Raw genomic sequence first — 24,096 nt, 5'->3', positions numbered from 1 at the left:
CGGATTGCTGCCGGCAAGCAGGCAATGATCGCACAGTCACCCAGGCGGGTGGAACCTCAGCAGGTTCGGTATGACCTGCTCAACGGCCAGCCGCAGCTCCTCGGAGTCGCCGTCGGGATGCCTGACCACGCGGACCGCCAGCCCCGAGATCAGCGCATGCATGGCGATGCCCCGCACCCGCAGCTCGAGCGGCGAGGGCCGGGCACCCTGTGCCTTCGCCACCGTCTCCAGCCAGGCGGCGAAATCATCCGCGCTGATCCGGTCGGCGCGGCGCAGCGCCTCGGCGATCTCCGGGTTGCGGCTGGATTCGGCGCTCATCTCCAGGAACAGCACCGGGTCCATGTCGTCGGGCTGGTCCTTGCACCACAGGCTGGCCAGCCGCGGGACCAGGGTCGCGGCATCCACCCCGCTCTGCAGGTCGGCGATGTTGCGCCGTGCCTGCCGCAACTGGCGGTCGATGATCGCCAGCACGATCGCGTTCTTGTTCTCGAAATAGCGGTAGATCAGTCCTGCGCTGACCTGCGCGGTCTCGGCGATGTTGGCGATGGTGGCGGCATGGAAGCCATGCCCGATGAAGCACTGGGCGGCCGCATCCAGGATGCGGCCGCGCTGTGCCTCGGCGCGCTCGCGCGCGCGGCAGCCGGTGTGTTCCGCGTTCACGGCGTGCGCTCGGCCCAGCCACCGCCGAGCACCCGGTACAGGGTGACCCGGTTGGCCTGCTCGGCCAGTTGCACCTGCACCAGCGACTGCTCCGCCTGGTAGTGGGTGCGCTGGGCGTCCAGCAACTCCAGGTAGCTCACCAGGCCCGCGTCATAGCGCGCCTGCGACAGCTCCAGGGTGTTGCCGGATGCTTCCACCAGGTCCTCCAGCGCGGCGCGCTGGCGGGCGAGGGTGGAACTGAGCGCCAGCGCATCGGCGACCTCGCGGAAGCCGGCCTGGATCGCCCGCTCGTAGTCGGCCAGGGCGATGTCGCGGTCGGCCTGGGCCATGCCCAGTGCCGCGCGCAGCCGTCCGCCCTGGAAGATCGGGATGTTGATCTGCGGGCTGAAGCGCCAGAACCCGGTCCCGCCCTCGAACAACCCCGACAGCTCGGTGCTTGCCGAGCCGACCATGCCGGTCAGGCTGATGGATGGGAAGAACGCCGCCCGCGCCGCTCCGATGTTGGCGTTGGCCGCCAGCAAGCGGTGCTCGGCGGCCATCACGTCCGGTCGCCGCAGCAGCGTCTCGGCCGGCACGCCGGCCGGCAACGGTGCCAGGCCACTGACCTGCGACAGGAAACGGTCCGGCAGCAGCGCCGGGTCGACCGGCTGGCCGACCAGCAGGTCGAGTGCGTTTTCGTCGCGCGCGACCTGGCCGGCAAAGCGGGCGACATCGGCGCGCGCGGTTTCCACCAGCGTCCGGCTCTGGTTGAGTTCCAGCCCGGACACCGCGCCCAGCTCGTGGCGCTGGCCGGTCAGCCGGTAGGACTCCTCGTGGGTACGAAGGGTCTGTTCGGCAATCTCCAGCAGCTCGCGGTCCGCAGCCAGGCTGAGCCAGGCGTTCGCGACCTCGGCGATCAGGCTGAGCTGCGCGGCCCGGTGGCTCTCGCCGGTCGCCAGGAACTGTTCCAGCGCGGCGCGGCTGAGGTTGCGCACGCGGCCGAACAGGTCCAGTTCGAACGCGGCCAGGCCGACCCCGGCGGTGTACAGGTCCTGCACCGGGGCATCGCCGCCGGTGCGCTCCAGTGTCGCGTTGGCGCCGAGCGAGGGCAGCCGGTCGGCACGCTGGATGCGGTACTGGGCGCGGGCCCGCTCGACGTTGAGGATGGCGATCCGCAGGTCGCGGTTGTTGTCCAGCGCCTGGGCGACCAGTTCCTCCAGCCGCGGGTCGGCGAAGAAGTCGCGCCAGCCGATGTCGGCCACCTCCAGGCCGCCGGCGGTCGCCTCCGGCGGGTGGGCATCGGCGCCGGCGGAGGTCACCGGCGGCAGCGGCCATTCGGCCGGGATCGACGGCTGGGCCGGCGGTACGCGCGGCTCGAGCATCGCGCAGCCGGAAACGAACACGCTGGTGGCCAGCGCCAGGGCGGTGATCAGGTGCTTACTCACGGTTTTCCACCTCCCCTTCGACCAGCGGCTCTTTCCGCAGCTCGGGGTTGAAGATGCGTTCGACCACCAGGAAGAACAGCGGGATGAAGAACACGCCCAGGAAGGTGCCCACGAGCATGCCGCCCAGCACGCCGGTGCCGATCGCGCGCTGCGCACCGGAGCCGGCGCCGGAGGCGATCGCCAGCGGCAGCACGCCCAGGCCGAAGGCCAGCGAGGTCATGATGATCGGGCGCAGGCGGTCGCGGACGGCCTGCATGATCCCGCCGACCAGGCCCATGCCCTTCTCCAGGTTTTCCTTGGCGAACTCCACGATCAGGATCGCGTTCTTGCTGGTCAGGCCCACCGTGGTGAGCATCGCGACCTGGAAGTACACGTCGCGCTCGTAGCCGCGGAAGGTGGTGAACAGCACCGCGCCGAGGATGCCCAGCGGGGCGACCAGCAGCACCGAGGTCGGGATCGACCAGCTCTCGTACAGCGCCGCCAGGCACAGGAACACCACCAGCAGCGACAGGGTGTAGAGCATCGGGGTCTGCGAGCCGGCCTGGCGCTCCTGGTAGGACATCGCGGTCCATTCCATGCCGATGCCGGGGGGCAGCTGGCCCACCAGGCGCTCCATTTCCGCCATCGCGTCACCGGACGCCACGCCCGGCGCCGCCTCGCCCTGGATCTCCATCGCCGGCACGCCGTTGTAGCGCTCCAGGCGCGGGGAGCCGTAGTCCCAACGGGTGGTGGCGAAGGCGCTGAACGGCACCATCTCGCCCTGGTTGTTCTTCACCGACCACAGGTTGAAGTCTTCCGGGGTCATGCGGAACGGCGCTTCGGCCTGGATGTAGACCCGCTTGATGCGGCCGCGATCGATGAAGTCGTCGATGTAACGGCCGCCCCAGGCGGTGGACAGGGTGGTGTTGATGGCGTCCATCGACAGCCCCAGTGCCGCCGCCCGCCGGGTGTCGACGTCGATCCGGAACTGCGGGGTGTCCTCCTGCCCATTGGGGCGCACGTTGGCGAGCAGCTCGCTCTGGCCGGCCATCCCCAGCAGTTGGTTGCGGGCATTGAGCAGGGCCTCGTGGCCGAGGCCGGCGTTGTCCTGCAGGAAGAACGAGTAGCCTGCCGCGATGCCCAGCTCCGGCATCGCCGGCGGGGCCATGACGAAGATGAAGGCGTCCTTGACCTGGCTCATCGCCGCCATGCCGCGCATCGCGATGGAACTGGCCAGGGAGTCCTCGCTGGTGCGGTCCTCCCAGTCGGTGAGCTTGATGAACGCCATGCCGGCGTTCTGGCCCATGCCGGCGAAGCTGAAGCCCTGCACGCTGAAGACCGACTCCACGACCTCCGATTCGTTCTCCAGGAAATGGTTCTCCAGCGCCCGGATCGACTCCATGGTGCGCTCCTGGGTGGCGCCGACGGGGGCCTGCACCATCGCCATCAGCACGCCCTGGTCCTCATCGGGCAGGAACGAGCTGGGGGTGCGCATGAAGGCCAGCACCATCACCACCGCCAGTGCGGCGAAGATCAGCATGAAACGGCCGGGGCGGGCGAGGATGCCGCGCACGCCGCGGCGGTAGCGCGCGCTGGTGGAGTCGAAATTGCGGTTGAACCAGCCGAAGAAGCCGCGGCTGCCGCCCATGTGCTCGCCCTTCTTGACCGGCTTGAGCATGGTCGCGCACAGCGCCGGGGTGAGCACGATGGCGACGATCACCGACAGTGCCATCGCCGAGACGATGGTGAAGGAGAACTGCCGGTAGATGATTCCGGTCGAGCCGGTCATGAACGCCATGGGCACGAACACCGCCGACAGCACCAGGCCGATGCCGACCAGCGCGCCGGTGATCTGGTCCATCGACTTGCGGGTGGCCTCCAGTGGCGACAGGCCCTCTTCGCTCATGATGCGCTCGACGTTCTCCACCACCACGATCGCATCGTCCACCAGCAGGCCGATCGCCAGCACCATCGCGAACATGGTCAGCATGTTCACCGACATGCCCAGCGCGGCGAGCACGCCGAAGGTGCCCAGCAGCACCACCGGCACGGCGATGGTCGGGATCAGGGTGGCGCGCAGGTTCTGCAGGAACAGGTACATCACCAGGAACACCAGCACGATCGCCTCGATCAGGGTGTGGATCACGCCCTTGATCGAGATGCGCACGAACGGGGTGGTGTCGAAGGGCACGACCACCTTCATGCCCTGCGGGAAATAGGGCTTCATGTCGTCCAGCGCCGTGGCCACCAGCTCGGCGGTCTCCAGCGCGTTGGCCCCGGTCGCCAGCGAGATCGCCACGCCGGTCGCCGGTTCGCCGTTGTAGCGGCTGATGAACTCGTAGGTCTCGCTGCCCAGCTCGATCCGGGCGATGTCACCCAGCCGCAGCAGCGAGCCGTCGGGGTTGGCGCGTACCACCACGTCGCGGAACTGCTCGGGGGTCTGCAGCCGGTCCTGGGCATTGATGGTGGCGTTGAGCTGCTGCCCTTCCACCGCCGGGGCCCCGCCGAGCTGGCCGATCGCGACCTGCGCGTTCTGCGACTGGATCGCGGCGACCACCTCGGACACCGACAACTGGTAGGTGTCGAGCCGGTTGGGGTCGAGCCAGATGCGCATGGCGTACTGGCCGCCGAACACCTGCAGGTTGCCGACCCCGGGGACGCGGCTGAGCGGGTCGACGACGTTGGCGTTGACGTAGTCGGAGATGTCCTCGCGGGCCATCGATCCGTCTTCCGACACGAAGCCGATCACCTGCAGGAAGCCGCTGGCCGACTTGCTGACGTTGACGCCCTGGCGCTGCACCTCCTGCGGCAGCAGCGGCATGGCCAGCTGCAGTTTGTTCTGCACCTGGACCTGGGCGATGTCCGGATCGATGCCCGGCTCGAAGGTCAGGGTGATGGAGGCACGGCCGCTGGCGGAGCTGTTGGACGAGAAGTACATCAGCCCGTCCAGGCCGGTCATGTTCTGCTCGATGATCTGGGTCACCGAGTCCTCGACCACCTGGGCCGAGGCGCCGGGATAGTTCGCATTGATGGAGACCGAGGGCGGGGCCACGGTCGGGTACATCGACACCGGCAGGTTGAGGATCGAAAGCGCCCCCGCCAGCATGATGATGATCGCGATGACCCACGCGAAGACGGGTCGATCGATGAAGAAGCGTGCCATGGGAATCCCTTACTGCTGGTCGGCCGGCTCGGCGGCGTCGGCGGAAGGCGCGGCGGGTTCGCCGGCGGCGGGGGCATCGGAACCGGGACCGGCGTCGCCGGCGGCGGCCTGCGCCCTGGCCTCCACGACCTGGACCGGGATGCCCGGCTGGATCTTCTGCAGGCCTTCGACGATCACCCTGTCACCGGCGACCAGGCCGCCCTCGACCAGCCACTTGTCGCCGATGGTGCGGCTGACCTGGACCGCACGCACCTCGACCAGGCCCTGGTCGTTGACCACCATGGCGCTGGTGTTGCCCTTCGGGTCGCGGGCGACGCCCTGCTGCGGCACCAGGATCGCGCCCTGGCGCACGCCGCTGCCAACCATGGCGTTGACGTACATGCCCGGCATCAGGATGTGCTCGGGGTTGTCGACCACCACCCGCAGCGCGTAGCTGCCGGTGGACGGGTCGACGCTGACCTCGGAGAACGCCAGCCGACCCTGGTGCGGGAACTCGGTGCCGTCCTCCAGCACGATGGTGACCGGCAGGTCGGCGCGCTCCAGGGTGCCGGCGGCCACGGCCTTGCGCAGCTCCAGCAGCTCGCTGGCGGACTGGGTCAGGTCGACGTAGATCGGGTCGAGCTGCTGGACGGTGGCCAGCGGCTGGGCCTGGTTGGCGGTGACCAGCGCGCCCTGGGTCACCGAGGAGCGGCCGATCTGCCCGCTGATCGGGGCGGTGATGCGGGCGAAGCCGACATTGACCTGGGCGCTCTGCACCGCGGCCCGCGATGCCTTGACGTCGGCCTCGGCCTGGCGCAGCGCGGCGGTGGCGTTTTCCTCGTCCTGCCGGCTGACCGCGTCGATGCGGGCCAGCTCGGTGGTGCGGGCCGCGCGCAGGCGCGCCGCCTCGACCGTGGCTTCCGCCCGCGCCAGCTGGGCCTGGGCACTGGCAAGCGCGGCCTCATAGGTGGCGTTGTCGAGCTGGTACAGCGGCTCGCCTTCCTTGACCATGCCGCCCTCGGTGAACAGCCGGCGCTCGATGATGCCGGAGACCTGCGGACGTACTTCGGCGATCTGGTAGGCGGTGGTCCGGCCGGGCAGCTCGCGGGTGAGGGTGGTGGTCTCCGGGACCAGGGTGACCACGGCCACCTCGGGCGGGGGCGGCTGCTGGGCGGCATCGTCACCGCCGCAGGCGGCGAGCATGATCGACAGGGCCAGGGGCAGGAGCACGAGGCGGCGTGGGGACTTGGGCATGGGGAGGACTCGAGCTGCAGAAAAGGAAAAGGGCGGCCTGCACGGGCCGCCGGGACGGAGAGAATGAACGGTCATTCGCAGCCCGTCAACCGTAAATGAACGGGAGCCCGCCGACGGGCTTTCCCCTGTTCAGGAACACGGGCGGCTGCTGGCCTGCGCCACTGCCCGCTCGCCCGAACGCACAGGTCGCGAAGTCTCTTCCAAGGCCCGCGAAGCACGGGTGAACAGCTGTTCAGCCCGGTCAGTGAAAAGATCGTGCGTCCCCGCGGCGGCGCCCGGGGTGACTTGGAGCAGGCGTGGGGCCATCGGCGACCACCCGGTTGCGACCCGCCGCCTTGGCCGCGTAGAGCCGTCGGTCCGCCTCTGACAGCAGTGTCTCGATGTCCACCGCCTTGCCTCCGGAGGCGGCCACGCCAACGCTGACGCTGGCTCCAACCGGCTGCCCGTCCACCTCCATGGCCGCCGCCGCGAAAGCCTGCCGGAATCGTTCGGCGCTGGCGGTCGCCTCCTCCAGGCCGGCGTCGGGCAGCACGCAGACGAACTCTTCGCCACCAAACCGGAACACCCAGTCCCCCTTGCGCAGGGTGCCCCGCGCGACGCGGGCGGCGGCCACGATGACCGAGTCGCCCAGCTCATGGCCGAAACGGTCATTGATGCGCTTGAAACGGTCGATGTCGAAGTACAGCACCGCGCGCTGGCGCGCGGCCTGCCTGTTCCATTCGGCCGCCCGCTGCTGGAAGAACCTGCGGTTGTACAGGCCGGTCATCGGATCGCGCACCGACTCGTCGTAATACCGCAAGGCCGCGCGCTCCTTGTGCATGGAGACGATCAGAGCGGTGGCGAGCAGGACCTGCACCAGCACCTGCACGTTGTAGGACACCACGGTCCAGGTCTCCGTCGGGGCCGCCCCGAGCGGCTGCGGCGTCCAGTGGGCGAGCACGAGACGGATCGCGCCGAGTGCCGCGATGACCATGAACAGGATCGACAGGCGCCGGACCGACGGCAGGCCCGGGTCGCGGTGCAGCCACAGTTCACGCGCGGCCAGGGCGGAGTAGCCGGTTGCCAAGCCGATGCGCATCCAGGCATTGGGAGTGGCCCAGCCCTGGGGCCCGAACAGCAGGATCGCCAGCACCAGCCAGGCGAGGGAGGGGCCGAGCAGCAGGACCCACCTCGGGCGGTTGCCATGGAAGGCGCGCATCGCCTGCCAGGCGAAGGCATACGCAAGGGAGATCGCAAAGGTGCCCAGCTGCAATCCCAGCCGGCCCGGGAGCAGCTCAGGCCTGACGAGCAGCGCACACCCGCAGGCACCTGCGAGGAAGGGCAGCGCGAACCAGAGTCCGCGCGTGGAATCCGGGCGCAGCGCGGCAACCAGCAGCGATACGCACAACAGGAAGACGGCGCTGCAGCCGAGCAGGGTAGGGACATCAACCATGAAGTCGCGCGCAATAAAAAAGAAAACCCCTGCGGGCGCAGGGGTTTTCCATTGTCTGGCGGAGAGAGGGGGATTCGAACCCCCGAGGCGGGGTTTAGCCGCCTACACACTTTCCAGGCGTGCTCCTTCAACCACTCGGACACCTCTCCGGACCCGCCGGGCGCGGCGCGGGCGCCGGGAACGGGGGTGGCGGATTCTAGCCGCCACGGCGGCCGCGGACAAGTCGGGGCCGCGGCGGCCGCGGCGGGTGGGCATGGCACAATGCGCTCCCGCCAGGCGGCCGGTCCGGGCCGCCCCCCGCCGGAACACCCAGGTACCGATGTCCTATCTCGTCCTCGCCCGCAAGTGGCGCCCGCGACGCTTCGCCGAACTGGTCGGCCAGGAGCACGTGGTGCGCGCGCTGACCAATGCCCTGGACAGCGGCCGCATCCACCACGCCTTCCTGTTCACCGGCACCCGCGGGGTGGGCAAGACCACCATCGCGCGGATCTTCGCCAAGTCGCTCAACTGCGAGCAGGGCACCTCGGCCGAGCCGTGCGGGGAGTGCGCGGCCTGCCGCGACATCGACGCCGGCCGCTTCATGGACCTGCTGGAGATCGACGCCGCCTCCAACACCGGCGTGGACGACGTGCGCGAGGTGATCGAGAACGCCCAGTACGCGCCCTCGCGCGGACGGGTGAAGGTGTACCTGATCGACGAGGTGCACATGCTGTCGAAGGCGGCGTTCAATGCGCTGCTCAAGACCCTGGAGGAGCCGCCGGGGCACGTGAAGTTCCTGCTGGCGACCACCGACCCGCAGAAGCTGCCGGTGACCGTGCTCAGCCGCTGCCTGCAGTTCAACCTCAAGCGCCTGGACGAGGCGCAGATCGGCGGCCAGATCGAGAAGATCCTCCGGGCCGAGGACATCGCCGTGGAGGCCGGCGCGGTGCGGCAGGTCGCCCGCGCCGCCGACGGCAGCCTGCGCGACGGGCTGTCGTTGCTGGACCAGGCGATCGCCTACACCGGCGGCCAGCTGACCGATGCGGCGGTGGCGACCATGCTTGGCACCGTCGACCGGACCCGGGTCGGCGCCCTGCTGGCGGCGCTGGCCGACGGCGACGGCGAGGCCCTGCTGGACGAGGTCGCCACCCTGGCGGAGTTCTCGCCGGACTGGGGCAGCGTGCTGGAAGCGCTGGCCGAGGCGCTGCACCGGATCCAGGTGCGGCAGCTGGTGCCGGCCGCGGCCGTCGCGGCCGAAGGAGTCGACGTCGACGGCCTGGCCGGCCGGGTTTCGCCGGAGCTCGTGCAGCTGTGGTACCAGATGGCGACCGGCGGCCGCCGTGACCTGCCGCTGGCCCCCAGCCCGCGTGCGGGATTCGAGATGAGCCTGCTGCGGATGCTGGCCTTCCGCCCGGCGGCGGCCGGGGACGTGGTGGCGTCCGATGCACCGGCATCGCGCCCGCGCCCGCGTGCGGAGGCCGGCCCGGAGCCGGAACCCGACCCGGCCGCAGCGGCTTCCATTACATCGGCACCGGCACCGGCACCGGAACCGGCACCGGCACCAGCACCAGCACCGGAACCGGAACCGGAACCGGAACCGGAACCGGAACCGGAACCGGAACCGGAACCGGAACCGGAACCGGAACCGGAACCGGAACCGGAACCGGAACCGGAACCGCGCCCGGCTGCGACGCTGGACCCCGCCCCGGTTGTGGCGCCCACTCCCGGGCAGCGCGCTGGAAGCGCGGATCTGTCCGTTCCCCAGGTTGAATCCCCGGCCGGCCACGGCGGTTCCATGGAGGTGGGGGATCCGGACGAGGTGCCTTGGCACGAACCCGGGGCCGGCGGGGGGCCGCCGGCCATGCCCGCCGCGTACTGGCGCGAGGACGAGGCTTCACCGCCGTCGCCACCACCGCCATCGGTATCCGCTGGCGAGCCGGCACCGCCGCCGGCGCCCGCGCGCGCGGCGGCGCAGTCGGGCCTCGCCAACGGGGACGACTGGCACCAGTGGGTGCTTGCGAGCGGGCTCAAGGGCCCGGCGCGGGTACTCGCCGAGCATGCCGGTTTCATCGGCCACGCCGACGGCGTGCTGCGCCTGGCATTGGCGCCGGAGGACGAGCTGTTGCACAAGCCGGCGCTGGTCGAGCGCATCGCCGCGGCGCTGGCGTCGCGCCTGGGTGCCACGCCGCGGATCAGCTTCGAGGCCGCCACGACTCCGGCGGAGTCGGTCGACCGCAGGCGCCAGCGTGACAAGGCGCGCCGCCAGGCGCAGGCCGAGGACGCCTTCATGGCCGATCCCGAGGTCCAGCGGCTGATCCGCGAGCGCGGGGCGACCCTGGTCCCGGATTCCATCCGCCCGCTCGACGGGCCTTGAGCACGGCGCCACGCGCCACCATCCATTCCCTTCCAGACACACGAGTGAACGACATGCGCGGAAACATCGCCCAACTCATGCAGCAGGCGCAGAAGATGCAGGAAAACATGCAGCGGGCGCAGGAGGAGCTGGCCAACATCGAGGTCACCGGCAACGCCGGCGGCGGCATGGTCAGCGTGACCCTGAGCGGCCGCATGGAATGCCGCAAGGTGCGCATCGACCCCAGCGTGATCACCGATCCCGAGATGACCGAGGACCTGGTCGCCGCCGCCATCAACGACGCGGTCAACAAGGTCAACGCCGCCTCGCAGGACAAGATGGGTGCCGCGGCGTCGGGCATGCAGCTGCCGCCGGGCTTCAAGATGCCGTTCTGAGTCGGGCGCGGCGATGAGCTCCCCCCTGCTGCAGCAGCTGGTCGAGGCGCTGCGGATCCTGCCCGGCGTCGGCCCCAAGTCGGCCCAGCGGATGGCCTACCACGTGCTCGAGCGCGACCGCGCCGGGGCGCGGCGGCTGGCCGAGGTGCTGGGCCAGGCGGTCGAGCGCATCGGGCATTGCGAGCGCTGCCGCGACTTCAGCGAACAGCCGGTCTGCGCCACCTGCGCCAGCGCCTCGCGCGACAGCCAGCTGCTGTGCGTGATCGAAACGCCCGCCGACCGGCTGGCGATCGAGCAGGCCACCGGCTATCGCGGGCTGTACTACGTGCTGCAGGGCCGGCTGAGCCCGCTCGACGGCATCGGCCCGGCCGAGTTGGGTCTGGAGCGGCTGGAGGCCCGCCTGGCCGAGGGCGGGGTGGGTGAGCTGATCATCGCCACCAACCCCACCGTCGAGGGCGAGGCGACCGCCCATTACCTCGGGCAGCTGGCCCGGCGCCACGGCGTGCGGCCGAGCCGCCCGGCGCACGGGATGCCGCTGGGCGGCGAACTGGAGTACGTCGACCGTGGCACCCTGTCGCACGCCTTCACCAGTCGCACCGAACTGACCTGACCGAACTGACCTGAGCGGGCCGGTCCGGCCGCGCCGCCCGACCCGGAGACCCCATGACCCAGACCGACACCACCCTCTTCGGGCGGATCATCCGCCGCGAGCTGCCTGCCGACATCGTCTACGAGGACGACGAACTCATCGCCTTCCGCGACATCGCCCCGCAGGCGCCGGTCCACGTGCTGTTCGTGCCCAAGACCCCGATCGCCACGCTCAACGAGCTGACCCCGGAGCAGGCACCGGTCATCGGCCGGCTGGCGCTGGCGGCGGCGAACTACGCGAAGGAGCAGGGCTTCGCCGAGGCCGGCTACCGCATCGTCATGAACTGCAACGACAACGGCGGGCAGACGGTCTTCCAGCTCCACCTGCACCTGCTGGCAGGCGCGCCGCTGGGCGGTTTTGGCGAGGGGCGCTGAGCCCGGGGCTCACCACCAGCCCCACCACGGCCACGGCGCCGGGCGCTCGATCACGTCGACCCGCTCGCGCACGCCCCACAGGTAGACCACGTCGGCGGACATGCGCGGCAGGCGGTAGTCGTATTCGCCGATGGTGCGGTCCTCGTACCCGTCGATGTGGCCGGTGAAGGTGACCTCGCGGCCGGGCTGGAAGATCGCCGGGTCGTAGAAGCCGTCGCGGCAGGCCAGGAAGCGGCCGTCGAAGCGGTCGCTCGAGCGCATCGGCCGCCCGGTGGCGTCGAGCTGCACGCCGAGCATCTGGAAGCAGGTGCGGTTCTGCTGCGGCTCGACCTGGATGATCTGCCCGCCCCAGCGCACCGGCATGCCGGCCTGCTCGCCGGTGGCCGCGGCATGCGGGGTCAGCTCGGCGTAGCCGCCCTGCAACGGGGCGGGGTAGGTTGCGCAGCCGGCGAGGGCGGCGGTCGCGACGGCAAGCAGGGTCAGTCGGATCTTCATCTGGATTCTCCGGTGTCGTCCCGGCGGTGGCCGCGGGGCGGCCGGTGGCGGCGCAGTTCGCGGGCCAGCTGGCCTGCGCCGGCCGCCTGCCGGGCATGCAGCGGAGCGTAGCGCGAATCACTGAAACGGCGGCTGAGTTCGACCAGACCGGGGTCGCCGTCCAGCGCGGCGTCGACCCGGCGGGCCCACTGCAGCGCCGGTTCCGCCGGTGCCCGGCCCAGGCCCAGCCTGCGATAGCGGGCGTCCAGCCGGTGCCAGGCGCGCAACACCGGGTCGGGCTGGCGCTCGCCGCGCCGGCTCAGCCAAACCATCCACAGCAGCGCCAGCAGTGCGACCAGCGCGAACATCAGTCCCAGCCGGAGCGGATCCAGCCGATCGATACCCAGTGGGCGCAGCAACGCGGCCTGGCGCTCGGCGTCGAAGCCGAGCATGAAATCGTTCCAGCCGGTGCGCAGCCAGTCGCCCAGGTCGAACAGCCCGCCCGCGCCGCCCAGCGCGCCGCCCAGCATCCCGGCGCCCGGGCGCCGGTCGGCGAGGGTGTCGTAGATCCGTTCCGGCGCTACCGCCGCGGTGGGATCGACCCGGCGCCAGCCTTCGCCTTGCAGCCAGACCTCGGCCCAGGCGTGGGCATCGGAGCGGCGTACCAGCCAGTAGTCGCCCAGCGGGTTGCGGTAGCCGCCCACGTAGCCGGTGACCACCCGCGCGGGGATCCCGGCGGCGCGCATCAGCACCACGAAGGCACTGCTGAAGTGCTCGCAGAAGCCTTCCTGCTGGTCGAACAGGAACTCGTCGACGCTGTGCCGGCCCGCCAGCGGCGTGCTCAGGGTGTAGGCGAAGTCGGAGGTGACCCAGTCCAGCGCCCGCTGGACGATGGCCGCGTCGTCCGCGCCGGCCTCCGCGCGCCATTGCCGTGCCAGCTCCAGGGTGCGCGGATTGAAGCCCTCGGGGAGCGCCAGCGCGGCACGGCGCAGGCGCGGGTCCAGATCCGCGTCGAAGCGCGCCGGCGGAGCCGAGCTCATCGTCCAGCGGGTCAGTGCGCTCAGCGGGCGGCGCGTGAACAGCTCCAGGTCGCGGCCCATCCGCGCTCCGTCCGGGGCGGCGAGGGGCAGGTCGAGCGCGACCAGCTGGCGCCGCTCGGTCGGTTCCACCTCGACCTGGTAGTCCCACCGCACCGCGGCTGGCTCGACCGGCGCCGGCGGGGCGTGGCCCAGCCAGTCGGCACGGCTCCAGGTACGGCCATCGAAGCGCCACATGACCGGGCCGCGCCAGTACATCTGCGCGGGTGCCGGCTCCGATCCCTGGAACCGCACGCGCAGTGCCGGGGTGTCATCGACCAGCAGGTCCAGCCAGTCGCCCGGGGACATCTCGTCGGACAGCCCGGTGCTGGCCATCGCCCGTTCGGGGACCCCCCACAGCGGCGATGCCAGGCGCGGGAACAGCCAGAAAGCCGCCAGGGCGAGCGGCAGCCCCAGCGCCAGCAGCTTGCCGACCCGGCCCAGGCGCGCGCCGGCACCGCCCACCACGTACCCGCCGGATTCCAGCTCGGCCAGCCGCTGCAGCGCGCCCAGTGCCAGCACCGCGCCGCCCAGGCCGAGCAGCAGGCTCACCGGCCCCTGGTCGAGCAGGAAGGTGCCGAACGGCGCGAACAGGGCGAAGCCCAGCAGGCTGCGCGCATCGCGCAGGCGGAAGGTCTCGGCGGGCTTGATCGCGAGCATCGCCGCCAGCACCGCGGTGCCGGTGTCGCGGCCGATGCGGAACTCCGACATCGCCAGCACCAGCCCGAGCATCGCCAGCGCCAGCACCAGGCGCACCGTGCCGGGGATGGTCCGGCGCCAGGACACCAGTCCGACCCCCACGGCGACGACGCCCACCAGGGCCCCCAGCAGGCCGGGCAGCTGCAGCAACAGCGGCAACAGGCAGGCGCCGGACGCCAGCAGCGTCCAGGCACGGCTGCCGCGGTCCAGCAGCAGGCGGTCGGCGGGCTCAGTCATCGGGCATCAGCGCCAGGGCGCGCAGGCAGGCGTGGCGGTGGTGCGGCCCGCGCCCGGGGCCGATCGGGGGCTGGCCGGGCAGCACCAGCCGGTAGCGGCGGCCGTCGCGCTCGGCCTCGTCGACCCAGCGCGCCAGGCGCGCGATGCGGGCCTCGCGGTCGGCGCTGCCGGCAGCCGCCCAGTCGAGCACCACGTCGGCACCCAGGGGCTCGTCGTATTCGCGCACCAGCAGGGTGTCGCGCCGCGCCGAGGCCTTCCAGGCGATGGTCCGGCGCGAATCCCCCGGCCGGTACTGGCGCAGGTGGTGGACATCGTCGCCGCTGGCATGCAGCCGGTGCTGGACGCGGTCGCCGGAACCGCTCGGCAGCGGCGGGCCTTCGGGCTCCGGGCGCGGATAGACCAGCAGCGGGTCCGCGGGCCAGACCAGGCCCCACGCCCGCGCCAGGCCCAGTGGCCGGGTGGTGGCCACCTGCAACCGCGGCGCGCGGTGCCAGCCGCGCCGGGTAGTGGGGATATCCAGCCGTGCCTCGCCCTTGCCATGGTCCAGGTCCAGCAGCGCCGTGCGCTGTGGATCGCGCTCGGCCGCCACGCGCAGGCCGCGGCGCTCGCGGCCGTCATCGGCGCGCGCGTGCGCGCGCAGCACCAGCGCGCTTCCGGCCGGTACCGGTTCCGCTTCCACGCCGGTCACCTCCAGGCCAGTCAGCTGCAGCTGGGCCGCGACCAGGCTGGCCAGGCCGCCGCCGGCGAGCAGCAAGCCGAGCAGCAGGGCCGGATTGTTGTTGTAGTTCAGCGCGCCCAGCAGCATCGCCGCCAGCAGCGCGCCGTAGAACAGCCCGAAACGGGTGGGCAGCACGTAGACCCGCCGGCGGTCGAGCCGCACCGGCAGTGCCTCGGTGGAACGCGGGCGTACCAGCATCCGGATCCGTGTGCCCAGGCGTGCCTTCAGGCCCACGGCTCAGTCCACCGGCACCGCGTCCAGGATCGAGCGGGCCAGGGCCTCGTCGGTGCCGGTATCGGCCTCCGGGACCAATCGGTGGGCGGCGACCGCGACGAACAGCGCCTGCACGTCACCCGGCAGCACGTGACCGCGGCCTTCCAGCAGCGCGTGGGCCCGGGCGCCGTGCAGCAGGGCCAGACCGGCGCGCGGCGACAGCCCGACGCGCACGCCCGGGTGCCGGCGGCTGCGCCCGAGCAGTGCCTGGACGTAGTCGATGAGCGCGTCGCTGGCGTGCACCGCGGCGACCGCCCGGCGCACTGCGGCGACATCGTCGCGGGTCAGCAGCGGCCGGACCTGGGCGATCAACGCGCGCCGGTCCTCGCCGGCCAGCAGGGCGCGCTCGGCGTCCTGGTCGGGGTAGCCCAGGCCGAGCCGCAGCAGGAAGCGGTCCAGCTGCGAGTCCGGCAGCGGATAGGTGCCCGACAGGTCCGCCGGGTTCTGCGTGGCGATGACGAAGAACGGGTCGGGCAGGGCATGGGTGGTGCCGTCGACGGTCACCTGGTGCTCGGCCATCGCCTCCAGCAGCGCGCTCTGGGTGCGGGGCGGGGCACGGTTGATCTCGTCGGCCAGCAGCACCTCGGTGAACACCGGGCCGGGATGGAAGTCGAAACGCCGTGCCTGCGGGTCGAACACCGACACGCCCAGCACGTCGGCCGGGAGCAGGTCGGAGGTGAACTGGACGCGCTGGAACCCCAGTCCCAGCGTGCTCGCCAGCGCATGCGCCAGCGTGGTCTTGCCCAGGCCGGGCAGGTCCTCGATCAGCAGGTGGCCATCGGAAAACAGCGACACGAATGCCAGCCTGACCTGCCGCGGCTTGCCCAGCACCAGCTGGTTGACCTGTGCCTGCGCGCGGTCAAGCGCACCGCTCAGCCGCTCGGGTAGCATGGCCGCCGCGCCAGGGCGGCGGGTTTCACCGGCCGTCGTTCCGGTTGCCGCCATCATCGTCTCCTGTGCTGTCGCCTTCGCGGCGGGACTGCGGGGTCGCCCCGCCACATGGAACCCACCGAGTGTACCGAGGTCATCCGCGCATGCCGCAAGCCGTGCGACCCGCTTCTGCCGAGCCGCGCATAGTCGATACCGGACCCCTGGCCGATGCCGGGGCGGATCGCGCCCGTCGGGCCTTCCTGCTGCTGTTCGCCGTGGTCAGCGCATTCAAGCTGCTGGTGGCCGCGCGGCTGCCGGTATTCGTCGACGAGGCCTTCTACTGGCTGGAAGGCCAGCACCTGGCGCCGGCCTACTCGGACCTGCCCGGACTGACCGCCTGGCTGGCCCGGCTGGGCGTCGCGCTGGGCGGCAACACCGAGCTGGGCCTGCGGCTGCCATTCCTGCTCATGGCGGCGGTGATCCCCTGGCTGGTGGTGCGCATCGCCCGCCGCGAGTTCGGCGACGCCAACGGCTGGCAGGCCGGCAGCCTGGCCCTGCTGTTGCCACTGGCCGGCACCCTGGGGCTGATGGCGTTGCCCGACGCGGCGATGGCCCTGGCCACGCTGCTGTGCATGGATGCGGGGGCCAGGCTGCTGCGTCGCGTCGACGCCGCGGCCTCGCTGGAGCTGGCCGCCGGCCTGGTGATCGGTGGGCTGAGCCACTACCGCTTCATCGCGGTGATCGGTGTCGGCCTGCTTGCCCTGTTGCTGCTGGCGGACGGACGCCGTGCGCTGCGCGATGTCCGGGTGTGGACCGCGATCGCCATCGGCGCGGCGGCGTGGACCCCGCTGGTGTGGTGGAACATGGACAACGCCGATGCCGGGTTGCGTTTCCAGCTGGTCGACCGGCATCCGTGGGCCTTCCACCTGGAGGGCCTGTGGTTCGTGCTGGTCCAGGCGCTGATGGTCACCCCGCTGCTGTTCGCGGCGCTGCTGCTGGCCGGCTGGCGCGGGCGCTCCAGCGCCCTGCCGGCGTCCCGCTATTTCGCCCTGCTGGGACTGCTGGTGGTCGCCGGCTTCTTCATCCTGGGCTTCTTCGCCGATACCGAGCGGGTCAGCTTCCACTGGCCGCTTCCCGGCTATCTCGCATTGCTCCCGCTGGCGCCCGCGCTGCTGCAGGGCTGGCCGCGCTGGTTGCGCTCGGCCACCTGGGCGCTGGCGGCAGCCGGACTGCTGGCGATGCTGGGCTACTACGTGGCCGTGTCGGTGCCGGAAGTGCGCGCGCGCGCCGCCACGCAGAAGTGGTATCCGGCCAACTTCGCCGGCTGGGACGAGTTGGCCGGAGCGGTCCGCAGCGAACTGGCGGCGATGCCGGACGGCACCCGGGTGCTGGCCGGCAGCTTCAAGATCGGCGCCGAGCTGGGCTTCGCGCTGGGCGACCCCGGCATCCCGATGCTCGACCACGCGCTCAACCACCGGCACGGGCGCGCGCCGCAGCTGCGCCTGTGGGGCATGGAGGTGACCGACTTGCCGGAGCGGGGCAAGGCGCCGGTGCTGCTGGTCGAGGCCTCTACCGACGTGCCGTACAAGGACCTGCTGGCGCGCTACCGGTACATGTGCTCGATGGTCGGCCCGCTGCCGCCGCCCAGGGTGGTCAACGTCGACCACGGCAGCCAGCGCTTCCTGCTGTTCCGGCTGGAGCAGCCGGTGCCCGCGGATGCCCCGTGCACCACGCCGGCGATGGCCTGGATCGATGCGCCGGCCAGCGGCGCGGCGGTCGGCCGCAGCTTCGAGGTGGCCGGCTGGGCGTTCAAGGACGGCGTCGGGCTGGAGCGGGTGGAGGTGCTGCTCGACGGCGCGGTGGTCGCGGAGGCCGGTTACGGCCTGCACGCCCCGCACGTGGCTGCGTTCTGGCGGGTCAGCACCGACCCCCGGCACCCGGATGTGGGCTTCGGCGCGCAGGTCGAGCTGGCGCCGGACGTCGCGCCGGGGCCGCACTGGCTGGGCCTGCGGCTGCACGGCGCCGATGGCAGCGTGGAAACCTGGCCGGAGCAGCCGGTCGAGGTGCGTTGAGCACCCGGGCAGCCGCTCAGGGGACGGCGAATCCGGCCTGGCGCAGCAGTGCGGCGGTGGCGATCAGCGGCAGCCCGACCAGCGCGGTGGGGTCGCGACCCTCCACTGCCTCGAACAGGCTGATGCCCAGCCCTTCGACCTTGAAGCTGCCGGCGCAGTCGAAAGGACGCTCGGCATCCACATAGCGCCCGATCTCGGCGTCCGAAAGCGTCCGCAGCAACACGGTGGTGGTGTCCAGCGCCTGCGCCAGGCCGCCGCCGGCCTGGCGCAGGGCCACCGCGGTGTGGAAATCGACCCGGGCGCCGGACATCGCCCGCAGTTGGCCGATCGCGCCGGCACGGTCGCCCGACTTGCCCAGCGGCCGGCCGGCGAGGTCGGCGACCTGGTCCGAACCCAGCACCCAGGTCCCGGCCGGACAGCGGGCGGCGACCGCATCCGCCTTGCCGGCCGCCAGCCGCACCGCCAGTTCCGCGGGGGGCTCCCCGGCGCGCGGCGATTCGTCCAGTTCCGGGGCGAGCGCCTCGAAGTCGAGCCCCAGGCGCGCCAGCAGCCCGCCGCGGTAGGCCGAGGTCGACGCCAGGACCAGCCGCGCGTGGCTCACGGTGCGGTGACCCGCGCCTCGCGGACCCGGTCCAGCTGGTGGTCGATGCGCTGGCGGGCGTCCTCGATCGAGCCGCGCACCTGGCGCAGTTCGTCCACGCTCGCCCCGCCGCCGTGCTCGCGCAGCCACAGGCGCTGGCGCAGCATCTCGCGCATCGCCTCGTGGACCGGGTCGCCGTGGCCGTCGCCCGCCACCGCGGTGATCTCCGAGCGCGCGGTGCGCAGGCGTGCCTCCAGTGCGTCGGCCGCGTCGAGCAGCTGCACCACCTCGCGCTGGTGGCGGCTACGGCGGTGCCGGCGCAGCAGCAGCCACGCGAGCAGGCCGCAGCCGGCGACGACGGCCGGGGTCAACAGTAGGGAAATGTCCACGGAAGCAGCGCAGTCGGGAACCGGCGCCAGTCTGTACGGCAAAGCGGGCAGGGGGCAAATGCCGATGGATTACGGGAGTGCGCGCATTGACACGGCGACGCCCGATCCTTAGCATTCCCCGGCTTATGTCCGCCGGCGTACCCAACGTGCCCGTTCCTGAGACCGTGGATGCGTGGCGGATGGTCGCCTCGCGCCGCGGCATCGAGGCGCGCGTGCCGCTGGAGCGGCTGTCCAGGCTTCGCGATGCACTGCTCGATGTCGAGGGCGAAGTAGCCTTCACCCTCGATTTCGGGCGTGACGAGCTGCAGGTGCCGTACGCCGAGCTGCACGTGGAGGCCGGGCTGCCGCTGCAGTGCCAGCGCAGCATGGAGCGTTTCGTGCTGCCGGTGGACTTGACCCAGCGACTGGGTCTGGTGCGCAGCGAGGCCGAGGAGGCGGCGCTGCCGCCGGGCTACGAGGCGCTGGAGGTGCCGGCCGACGGCTTCGTGGTACCGCTGGACATCGTCGAGGACGAGTTGATCCTCGCGGTGCCGGTGATCCCGGTGAAGCCGGGCAGCGAGGCGGTCGAGCGCGACTGGCCGGCGCCGGCCGCCGAGCAGGAGCGCGCGAACCCGTTCGCCGCCCTGTCCGCATTGAAGAACAAGACACCCGGCGAGCCGGACTGACCGGCCCGGACCCCACGTCCACCGACGTTTTCCTTGGAGCAAGACCATGGCTGTCCAGAAATCCAGAGTCTCCCCGTCGAAGCGCGGCATGCGCCGTTCGCACGACGCCCTGTCGGCCAAGCAGCTGTCCACCGACCCGACCACCGGCGAGACCCACCTGCGCCACCACGTCACCGCCGACGGCTACTACCGCGGCAAGAAGGTGATGGACACCAAGACGCAGGTGTTCGACGAAGAGTAAGCTCCGGCTTCACACCGTGAAGCCCTCGGCGCCGGCGGTGCACCTGCCGGCGCCCGAGGGCGTTCGCGGCTTCTTGCAGCGGAGTGGCAATGACTGATCGTATTTTTTCCCGCATCGCGGGTACCGGCAGCTACCTGCCGGAAAAGGCGCTGTCCAACGCCGACCTGGCGCAGTTCGTCGACACCAGCGACGAGTGGATCGCCTCGCGCACTGGCATCCGCCAGCGCCACATGGCCGCCGAAGGCGAGACCACCGGCGACCTGGCCTTCCATGCCGCCACCCGTGCGATGGAAGCGGCCGGCGTGGACGCCTCCGAGCTCGACCTGATCGTGCTCGGCACCACCACTCCCGACATCATCTTCCCGTCTACGGCCTGCCTGTTGCAGCACCGGCTGGGCGCCAACGGCTGTCCGGCGTTCGACGTCAACGCCGCCTGCTCGGGCTTCATCTACGCCCTGGCAGTGGCCGACCAGTTCATCCGTTCCGGGGCGGCGAAGACCGCGCTGGTGGTCGGTGCCGAGACCCTGACCCGGATGCTCGACTGGAGCGACCGCTCCACCTGCGTGCTGTTCGGCGATGGCGCCGGCGCGGTGGTGCTCAGGGCCGACTCCGAAACCGGCGTGCTCAGCACCCACCTGCACGCCGACGGCGGCAAGAAGGAACTGCTGTACAACCCGGTAGGGGTCTCTGCCGGCTTCAGGCCGGAAGAGGAAAACGCCGGCGTGAAGGTGCTGATGACCGGCAACGAGGTCTTCAAGCACGCGGTCAAGGCGCTGGACTCGGTGGTCGAGGAGACCCTGGAGGCCAATGGCCTGGACCGGACCGAGATCGACTGGCTGATCCCGCACCAGGCCAACCTGCGCATCATCGAGGCCACCGCCAAGCGGCTGGCGATGCCGATGGAGCGGGTGATCGTCACCGTGGACCGCCACGGCAATACCTCCTCGGGTTCGGTGCCGCTGGCGCTGGACGAGGCGGTGCGCTCCGGTCGCGTGGAGCGCGGCCAGCTGTTGCTGCTGGAGGCCTTTGGCGGTGGCTTCACCTGGGGTTCGGCGTTGCTGCGCTACTGATTGCCGCTGGACGGGTCAGGAAAGCCGCGGCGCGGCAACGGAAGGCAGCAGTGATCGAACCCATCGAGGTCGCCGGGAGCCGGGCGTGGCTGAAGCATTACCGCAACGGCCGGCGCCGGCGGCTGCGGCTGGCCGCGCTGGACCTGGTGGCACGCAGGCTCGAACTGGATCCGCTGCGGCCGCCGCCCCGCCATGGCGGCACCGAGGCGCTGCGCACCGAGCAGCGCCGGCTCGGGCAGCTCAGCCGTGCCGGCGTGCGGGTGCCCGAGATCCTCGGGGTGGGCAGGACGACCCTGCTGCTCAGCGACCTGGGTCCGACCCTGGGCTCGCAGATGGGCGCTGCCAACGGCGAACCCACGCGCCTGGACGGGCTCGCGTCTGCCGCGATCGAGGCGATCGCCGACGGCCACGCGCGCGGCGGCTACTTCGGCCAGCCGTGGCCACGCAACCTCACGGTCGGCGACGCCGGCGTCGGTTTTCTCGACTTCGAGGAAGACCCGCTTGAAGTGATGCCGCTGCCCCACGCGCAGGCACGCGACTGGGCCGTGTTCACCTATGGAGTGGCCCGCCATTACGGTGACCGCCCGCAGGTGCTGGAGCGGATGCTTGCCGATGCGCTGTCGCGGGCTCCCGCGGGCGTTCCCGGGGCGGTTGCCGGGATGGGGCGCGGGCTGCGCCCGGTCGAACGGGTCGCCGCGCCATGGCGCAGCCGGTCGATGCAGGCCCTCGTGCGCGCCGCCTCGGTCCTGCGCAAGGCGAGCGTATTGTTGCTGGTGGTCGCTTTGCTGCTCGGCGTCGACCTGCTCCACGACGGCGAACTGGACCTGTTCGACCTGCTGTCCTGAGCCGGGTGGCCGCGGGCGCTACATACGCACTCGTACAGACACCCTCGGCACCGGACACGTATCATGCGCCGCTTGTTTGGCAGCCGGACCTACCTGTGACCGATCCCCAGCTCGCTTTTGTCTTCCCGGGGCAGGGCTCCCAGTCGCTGGGCATGCTGGGCGAACTGGCCGCCGCCCACCCGCTGGTGGCCGGAGTGTTCGCCGAAGCCGGCGAGGGCGCCGGCGCCGACCTGTGGAAGCTGAGCCAGGAAGGCCCCGAAGAGCAGCTCAACCAGACCGAGTTCACCCAGCCGGCGCTGCTGGCTGCCGGCGTGGCGGTGTGGCGGCTGTGGCAGCAGCGCGGTGGGGCCCGCCCGGCATTGCTGGCCGGCCACAGCCTGGGCGAGTACGCCGCGCTGGTGGCCGCCGGCACGCTGTCGCTGGCCGATGCCGCCCGCCTGGTCCGCATGCGCGGCCAGCTGATGCAGGATGCCGCGCCCGCCGGGACCGGCGCGATGGCCGCGGTGCTCGGTGCCGACGACGTGCTGGTCGAGGACGTTTGCCGTCGCGCTTCCGGCCGCGAGGTGGTGGTTCCCGCCAACTACAACTCCCCGGGCCAGATCGTCATCGGCGGCCACGCCGGGGCGGTCGACAAGGCGCTGGTCCTGCTGGCCGAGAGCGGCGTGCGCAAGGTGGTGAAGCTGGCGGTCAGCGTGCCCTCGCATACCCCGCTGATGCGCGAGGCTTCCGAGCGGCTCGCCGCGGCGATGGCCGATGTCGAGTGGCTGCCGCCGGCGCTGCCGGTGGTACAGAACGTCGATGCCGCGGTGCATGACGGCAGCGATGCGGTCCGTGAGGCATTGGTGCGCCAGCTGTACCTGCCGGTGCAGTGGACCGGTTGCGTGCGCGCGCTGGCCGAGGCCGGCGTCACCCGGCTTGGCGAATGCGGACCCGGCAAGGTCCTCACCGGGCTGGCCCGGCGCATCGACAAGGGCTTCGAGGCCCGCGCGCTGGGGATCCCGGCCGATTTCGACGCCGCGCTGGCCGACTGGACACGCTGAGCATTACCCGGGCATCGACTGCCCCAAAGAGGATTCCCTGATGGAAAAGACCCTGGCTGGAGAAGTGGCGCTGGTGACCGGCGCCAGCCGCGGCATCGGTGCCGCCATCGCCGACGAGCTGGCCGCGCTGGGCGCGACCGTCATCGGCACCGCGACCTCGGAAGGCGGCGCGAAGGCGATCGGCGAGCGGCTGGCGGCCGCCGGCGGCCACGGCCGGGTGCTCGACGTGACCGACCCGGCATCGATCGACGCGCTGCTGGAAGGCATCGCCGCGCAGTCCGGGCCGGTCTCCATCCTGGTCAACAACGCCGGCATCACCCGCGACAACCTGCTGATGCGGATGAAGGACGAGGACTGGCAGGCCATCATCGACACCAACCTGACCTCGATCTACCGCACCAGCAAGGCGGTGATGCGCGCGATGATGAAGGCGCGCCGCGGCCGGATCATCAACATCGCCTCGGTGATCGGGCTGACCGGCAACCCCGGCCAGGCCAACTACGCGGCGGCCAAGGCCGGCGTCATCGGCTTCAGCAAGTCGCTGGCGCGCGAGGTCGGCTCGCGCAACATCACCGTCAACGTGGTCGCGCCCGGCTTCATCGACACCGACATGACCCGCGACCTGCCCGAGGAGCAGCGCGGGCAGATGCTCGGGCAGATCGCCCTGGGTCGGCTCGGCGAGCCCGCCGACATCGCCCGGGCGGTGGCATTCCTGGCAGGCCCCGCCGCGGCGTACATCACCGGCGAGACCCTGCACGTGAACGGCGGCATGTACATGCCCTGAGCGCAGGACGCGCATGGTCCGGAACACCCGGACGGTACCCCACCGAGGCCTGCGGCCGGTGTTTGCGGCAGGCCCGATTCCACTACACTATTGCGTCGGACATCCCGTACGGGAGGAGTGAGAAGAAATGAGCACCATCGAAGAGCGCGTCAAGAAGATCGTCGTCGAACAGCTCGGCGTCAAGGAAGAGGAAGTCACCACCAACGCCTCGTTCGTCGACGACCTGGGCGCCGACTCGCTGGACACCGTCGAGCTGGTCATGGCCCTCGAGGAAGAGTTCGAGTGCGAGATCCCGGACGAGGAAGCCGAGAAGATCACCTCCGTGCAGCAGGCCATCGACTACGTCAAGGCGCACGTCAAGGAGTAAGGCGGCGTGGGCGGCGGGCGGTCGTTGCGGCCGTCGATCCGTCCCGACAGGACCT

General features: G+C 71.4%; 23 protein-coding genes and 1 tRNA gene. 12 read left to right on the top strand and 12 right to left on the bottom strand.

The features are described 5' to 3' along the window. Positions 1-36 precede the first annotated feature (36 nt). The 6 genes from LY625_RS07525 to LY625_RS07500 form a co-directional block, all read right to left on the bottom strand. Positions 37-660, bottom strand: a complete 624-nt coding sequence (locus LY625_RS07525; protein ID WP_233739261.1) for a TetR/AcrR family transcriptional regulator — start codon at positions 658-660, stop codon at positions 37-39. Next, positions 657-2,084 carry an efflux transporter outer membrane subunit gene (locus LY625_RS07520; RefSeq protein ID WP_343223472.1) on the bottom strand — a complete coding sequence of 476 codons (1,428 nt, stop codon included), beginning with the start codon at positions 2,082-2,084 and terminating at the stop codon, positions 657-659. The genes LY625_RS07525 and LY625_RS07520 overlap by 4 nt, the downstream gene beginning before the upstream one ends. Further along, positions 2,077-5,226 carry an efflux RND transporter permease subunit gene (locus tag LY625_RS07515; RefSeq protein WP_233739253.1) on the bottom strand — a complete coding sequence of 1,050 codons (3,150 nt, stop codon included), beginning with the start codon at positions 5,224-5,226 and terminating at the stop codon, positions 2,077-2,079. Before LY625_RS07515 ends, LY625_RS07520 begins: the two co-directional genes overlap by 8 nt. 9 nt (positions 5,227-5,235) lie before the next feature. Next, the gene (locus LY625_RS07510; RefSeq protein WP_233739251.1) at positions 5,236-6,459 is read right to left on the bottom strand and encodes an efflux RND transporter periplasmic adaptor subunit; all 1,224 of its coding nucleotides are present in this window, start codon (positions 6,457-6,459) and stop codon (positions 5,236-5,238) included. 241 nt (positions 6,460-6,700) lie between these two features. Continuing rightward, positions 6,701-7,891: a GGDEF domain-containing protein gene (locus LY625_RS07505; RefSeq protein WP_233739249.1), complete on the bottom strand. Its 1,191-nt coding sequence runs from the start codon at positions 7,889-7,891 to the stop codon at positions 6,701-6,703. 56 nt (positions 7,892-7,947) lie between these two features. Further along, positions 7,948-8,040, bottom strand: a tRNA-Ser gene (locus tag LY625_RS07500). A 170-nt stretch (positions 8,041-8,210) separates the two neighbouring features. On the opposite strand from LY625_RS07500, the gene dnaX reads away from it, so the two are divergent. The 4 genes from dnaX to LY625_RS07480 are packed head-to-tail and all read left to right on the top strand — an operon-like array spanning position 8,211 to position 11,641. After that, positions 8,211-10,244, top strand: a complete 2,034-nt coding sequence (gene dnaX, locus LY625_RS07495; RefSeq protein WP_233739247.1) for a DNA polymerase III subunit gamma/tau — start codon at positions 8,211-8,213, stop codon at positions 10,242-10,244. 53 nt (positions 10,245-10,297) lie between these two features. Continuing rightward, positions 10,298-10,618 carry a YbaB/EbfC family nucleoid-associated protein gene (locus LY625_RS07490; RefSeq protein WP_233739239.1) on the top strand — a complete coding sequence of 107 codons (321 nt, stop codon included), beginning with the start codon at positions 10,298-10,300 and terminating at the stop codon, positions 10,616-10,618. A gap of 13 nt (positions 10,619-10,631) precedes the next feature. After that, a complete protein-coding gene (gene recR, locus LY625_RS07485; RefSeq protein ID WP_233739230.1) occupies positions 10,632-11,228 on the top strand; it encodes a recombination mediator RecR in 597 nt (198 codons plus the stop codon). A gap of 53 nt (positions 11,229-11,281) precedes the next feature. After that, entirely contained in the window at positions 11,282-11,641 is a 360-nt protein-coding gene (locus tag LY625_RS07480) for a histidine triad nucleotide-binding protein (protein WP_233739222.1), read from the top strand. Positions 11,642-11,650: 9 nt separating this feature from the next. On the opposite strand, the gene LY625_RS07475 is transcribed toward LY625_RS07480, so the two are convergent. Genes LY625_RS07475 through LY625_RS07460 form a run of 4 tightly spaced genes read right to left on the bottom strand, consistent with a single transcriptional unit; the run spans position 11,651 to position 16,009 of the window. Continuing rightward, positions 11,651-12,136, bottom strand: a complete 486-nt coding sequence (locus tag LY625_RS07475; RefSeq protein WP_233739213.1) for a Slp family lipoprotein — start codon at positions 12,134-12,136, stop codon at positions 11,651-11,653. Further along, on the bottom strand, positions 12,133-14,127 hold the full coding sequence (locus tag LY625_RS07470) for a DUF3488 and transglutaminase-like domain-containing protein (RefSeq protein WP_233739211.1): 1,995 nt from the start codon (positions 14,125-14,127) through the stop codon (positions 12,133-12,135). The genes LY625_RS07475 and LY625_RS07470 overlap by 4 nt, the downstream gene beginning before the upstream one ends. Then, positions 14,120-15,043 (bottom strand): DUF58 domain-containing protein, encoded by a 924-nt coding sequence (locus LY625_RS07465; protein ID WP_233739564.1) that lies wholly within the window; start codon positions 15,041-15,043, stop codon positions 14,120-14,122. The genes LY625_RS07470 and LY625_RS07465 overlap by 8 nt, the downstream gene beginning before the upstream one ends. A 39-nt stretch (positions 15,044-15,082) precedes the next feature. Next, positions 15,083-16,009 (bottom strand): AAA family ATPase, encoded by a 927-nt coding sequence (locus tag LY625_RS07460; RefSeq protein WP_233739563.1) that lies wholly within the window; start codon positions 16,007-16,009, stop codon positions 15,083-15,085. A gap of 200 nt (positions 16,010-16,209) precedes the next feature. On the opposite strand from LY625_RS07460, the gene LY625_RS07455 reads away from it, so the two are divergent. Beyond that, positions 16,210-18,060 carry a glycosyltransferase family 39 protein gene (locus LY625_RS07455; RefSeq protein ID WP_233739562.1) on the top strand — a complete coding sequence of 617 codons (1,851 nt, stop codon included), beginning with the start codon at positions 16,210-16,212 and terminating at the stop codon, positions 18,058-18,060. 16 nt (positions 18,061-18,076) lie between these two features. On the opposite strand, the gene LY625_RS07450 is transcribed toward LY625_RS07455, so the two are convergent. Next, positions 18,077-18,661 carry a nucleoside triphosphate pyrophosphatase gene (locus LY625_RS07450; protein ID WP_233739209.1) on the bottom strand — a complete coding sequence of 195 codons (585 nt, stop codon included), beginning with the start codon at positions 18,659-18,661 and terminating at the stop codon, positions 18,077-18,079. Continuing rightward, a complete protein-coding gene (locus LY625_RS07445) occupies positions 18,658-19,029 on the bottom strand; it encodes a hypothetical protein (RefSeq protein WP_233739200.1) in 372 nt (123 codons plus the stop codon). The genes LY625_RS07450 and LY625_RS07445 overlap by 4 nt, the downstream gene beginning before the upstream one ends. A gap of 125 nt (positions 19,030-19,154) precedes the next feature. Here LY625_RS07445 and LY625_RS07440 point away from each other — a divergent pair, with 125 nt between their 5' ends. From LY625_RS07440 to acpP, 7 genes are all read left to right on the top strand, one after another. Beyond that, positions 19,155-19,694 carry a YceD family protein gene (locus LY625_RS07440; protein ID WP_233739198.1) on the top strand — a complete coding sequence of 180 codons (540 nt, stop codon included), beginning with the start codon at positions 19,155-19,157 and terminating at the stop codon, positions 19,692-19,694. A gap of 46 nt (positions 19,695-19,740) precedes the next feature. Next, on the top strand, positions 19,741-19,935 hold the full coding sequence (gene rpmF / locus LY625_RS07435; RefSeq protein WP_233739196.1) for a 50S ribosomal protein L32: 195 nt from the start codon (positions 19,741-19,743) through the stop codon (positions 19,933-19,935). An 89-nt stretch (positions 19,936-20,024) separates the two neighbouring features. Next, positions 20,025-21,005: a beta-ketoacyl-ACP synthase III gene (locus LY625_RS07430; RefSeq protein ID WP_233739194.1), complete on the top strand. Its 981-nt coding sequence runs from the start codon at positions 20,025-20,027 to the stop codon at positions 21,003-21,005. A gap of 50 nt (positions 21,006-21,055) precedes the next feature. Continuing rightward, a complete protein-coding gene (locus tag LY625_RS07425) occupies positions 21,056-21,850 on the top strand; it encodes a serine/threonine protein phosphatase (protein ID WP_233739192.1) in 795 nt (264 codons plus the stop codon). Positions 21,851-21,945: 95 nt separating this feature from the next. After that, positions 21,946-22,890, top strand: a complete 945-nt coding sequence (gene fabD / locus LY625_RS07420; RefSeq protein WP_233739190.1) for an ACP S-malonyltransferase — start codon at positions 21,946-21,948, stop codon at positions 22,888-22,890. Positions 22,891-22,930: 40 nt separating this feature from the next. Further along, positions 22,931-23,674 carry a 3-oxoacyl-ACP reductase FabG gene (fabG, locus tag LY625_RS07415; protein WP_233739188.1) on the top strand — a complete coding sequence of 248 codons (744 nt, stop codon included), beginning with the start codon at positions 22,931-22,933 and terminating at the stop codon, positions 23,672-23,674. A gap of 127 nt (positions 23,675-23,801) precedes the next feature. Further along, positions 23,802-24,041, top strand: a complete 240-nt coding sequence (acpP, locus tag LY625_RS07410) for an acyl carrier protein (RefSeq protein WP_027070331.1) — start codon at positions 23,802-23,804, stop codon at positions 24,039-24,041. The last annotated feature ends 55 nt before the right edge of the window (positions 24,042-24,096 follow it).

Origin of the sequence: Lysobacter sp. GX 14042 (genome assembly GCF_021390425.1) — a bacterium.
Lineage (GTDB): Bacteria > Pseudomonadota > Gammaproteobacteria > Xanthomonadales > Xanthomonadaceae > Novilysobacter.
The sequence above is the reverse complement of the archived record's forward strand: the minus strand, read 5'-3'. Positions and strand labels throughout refer to the sequence as shown.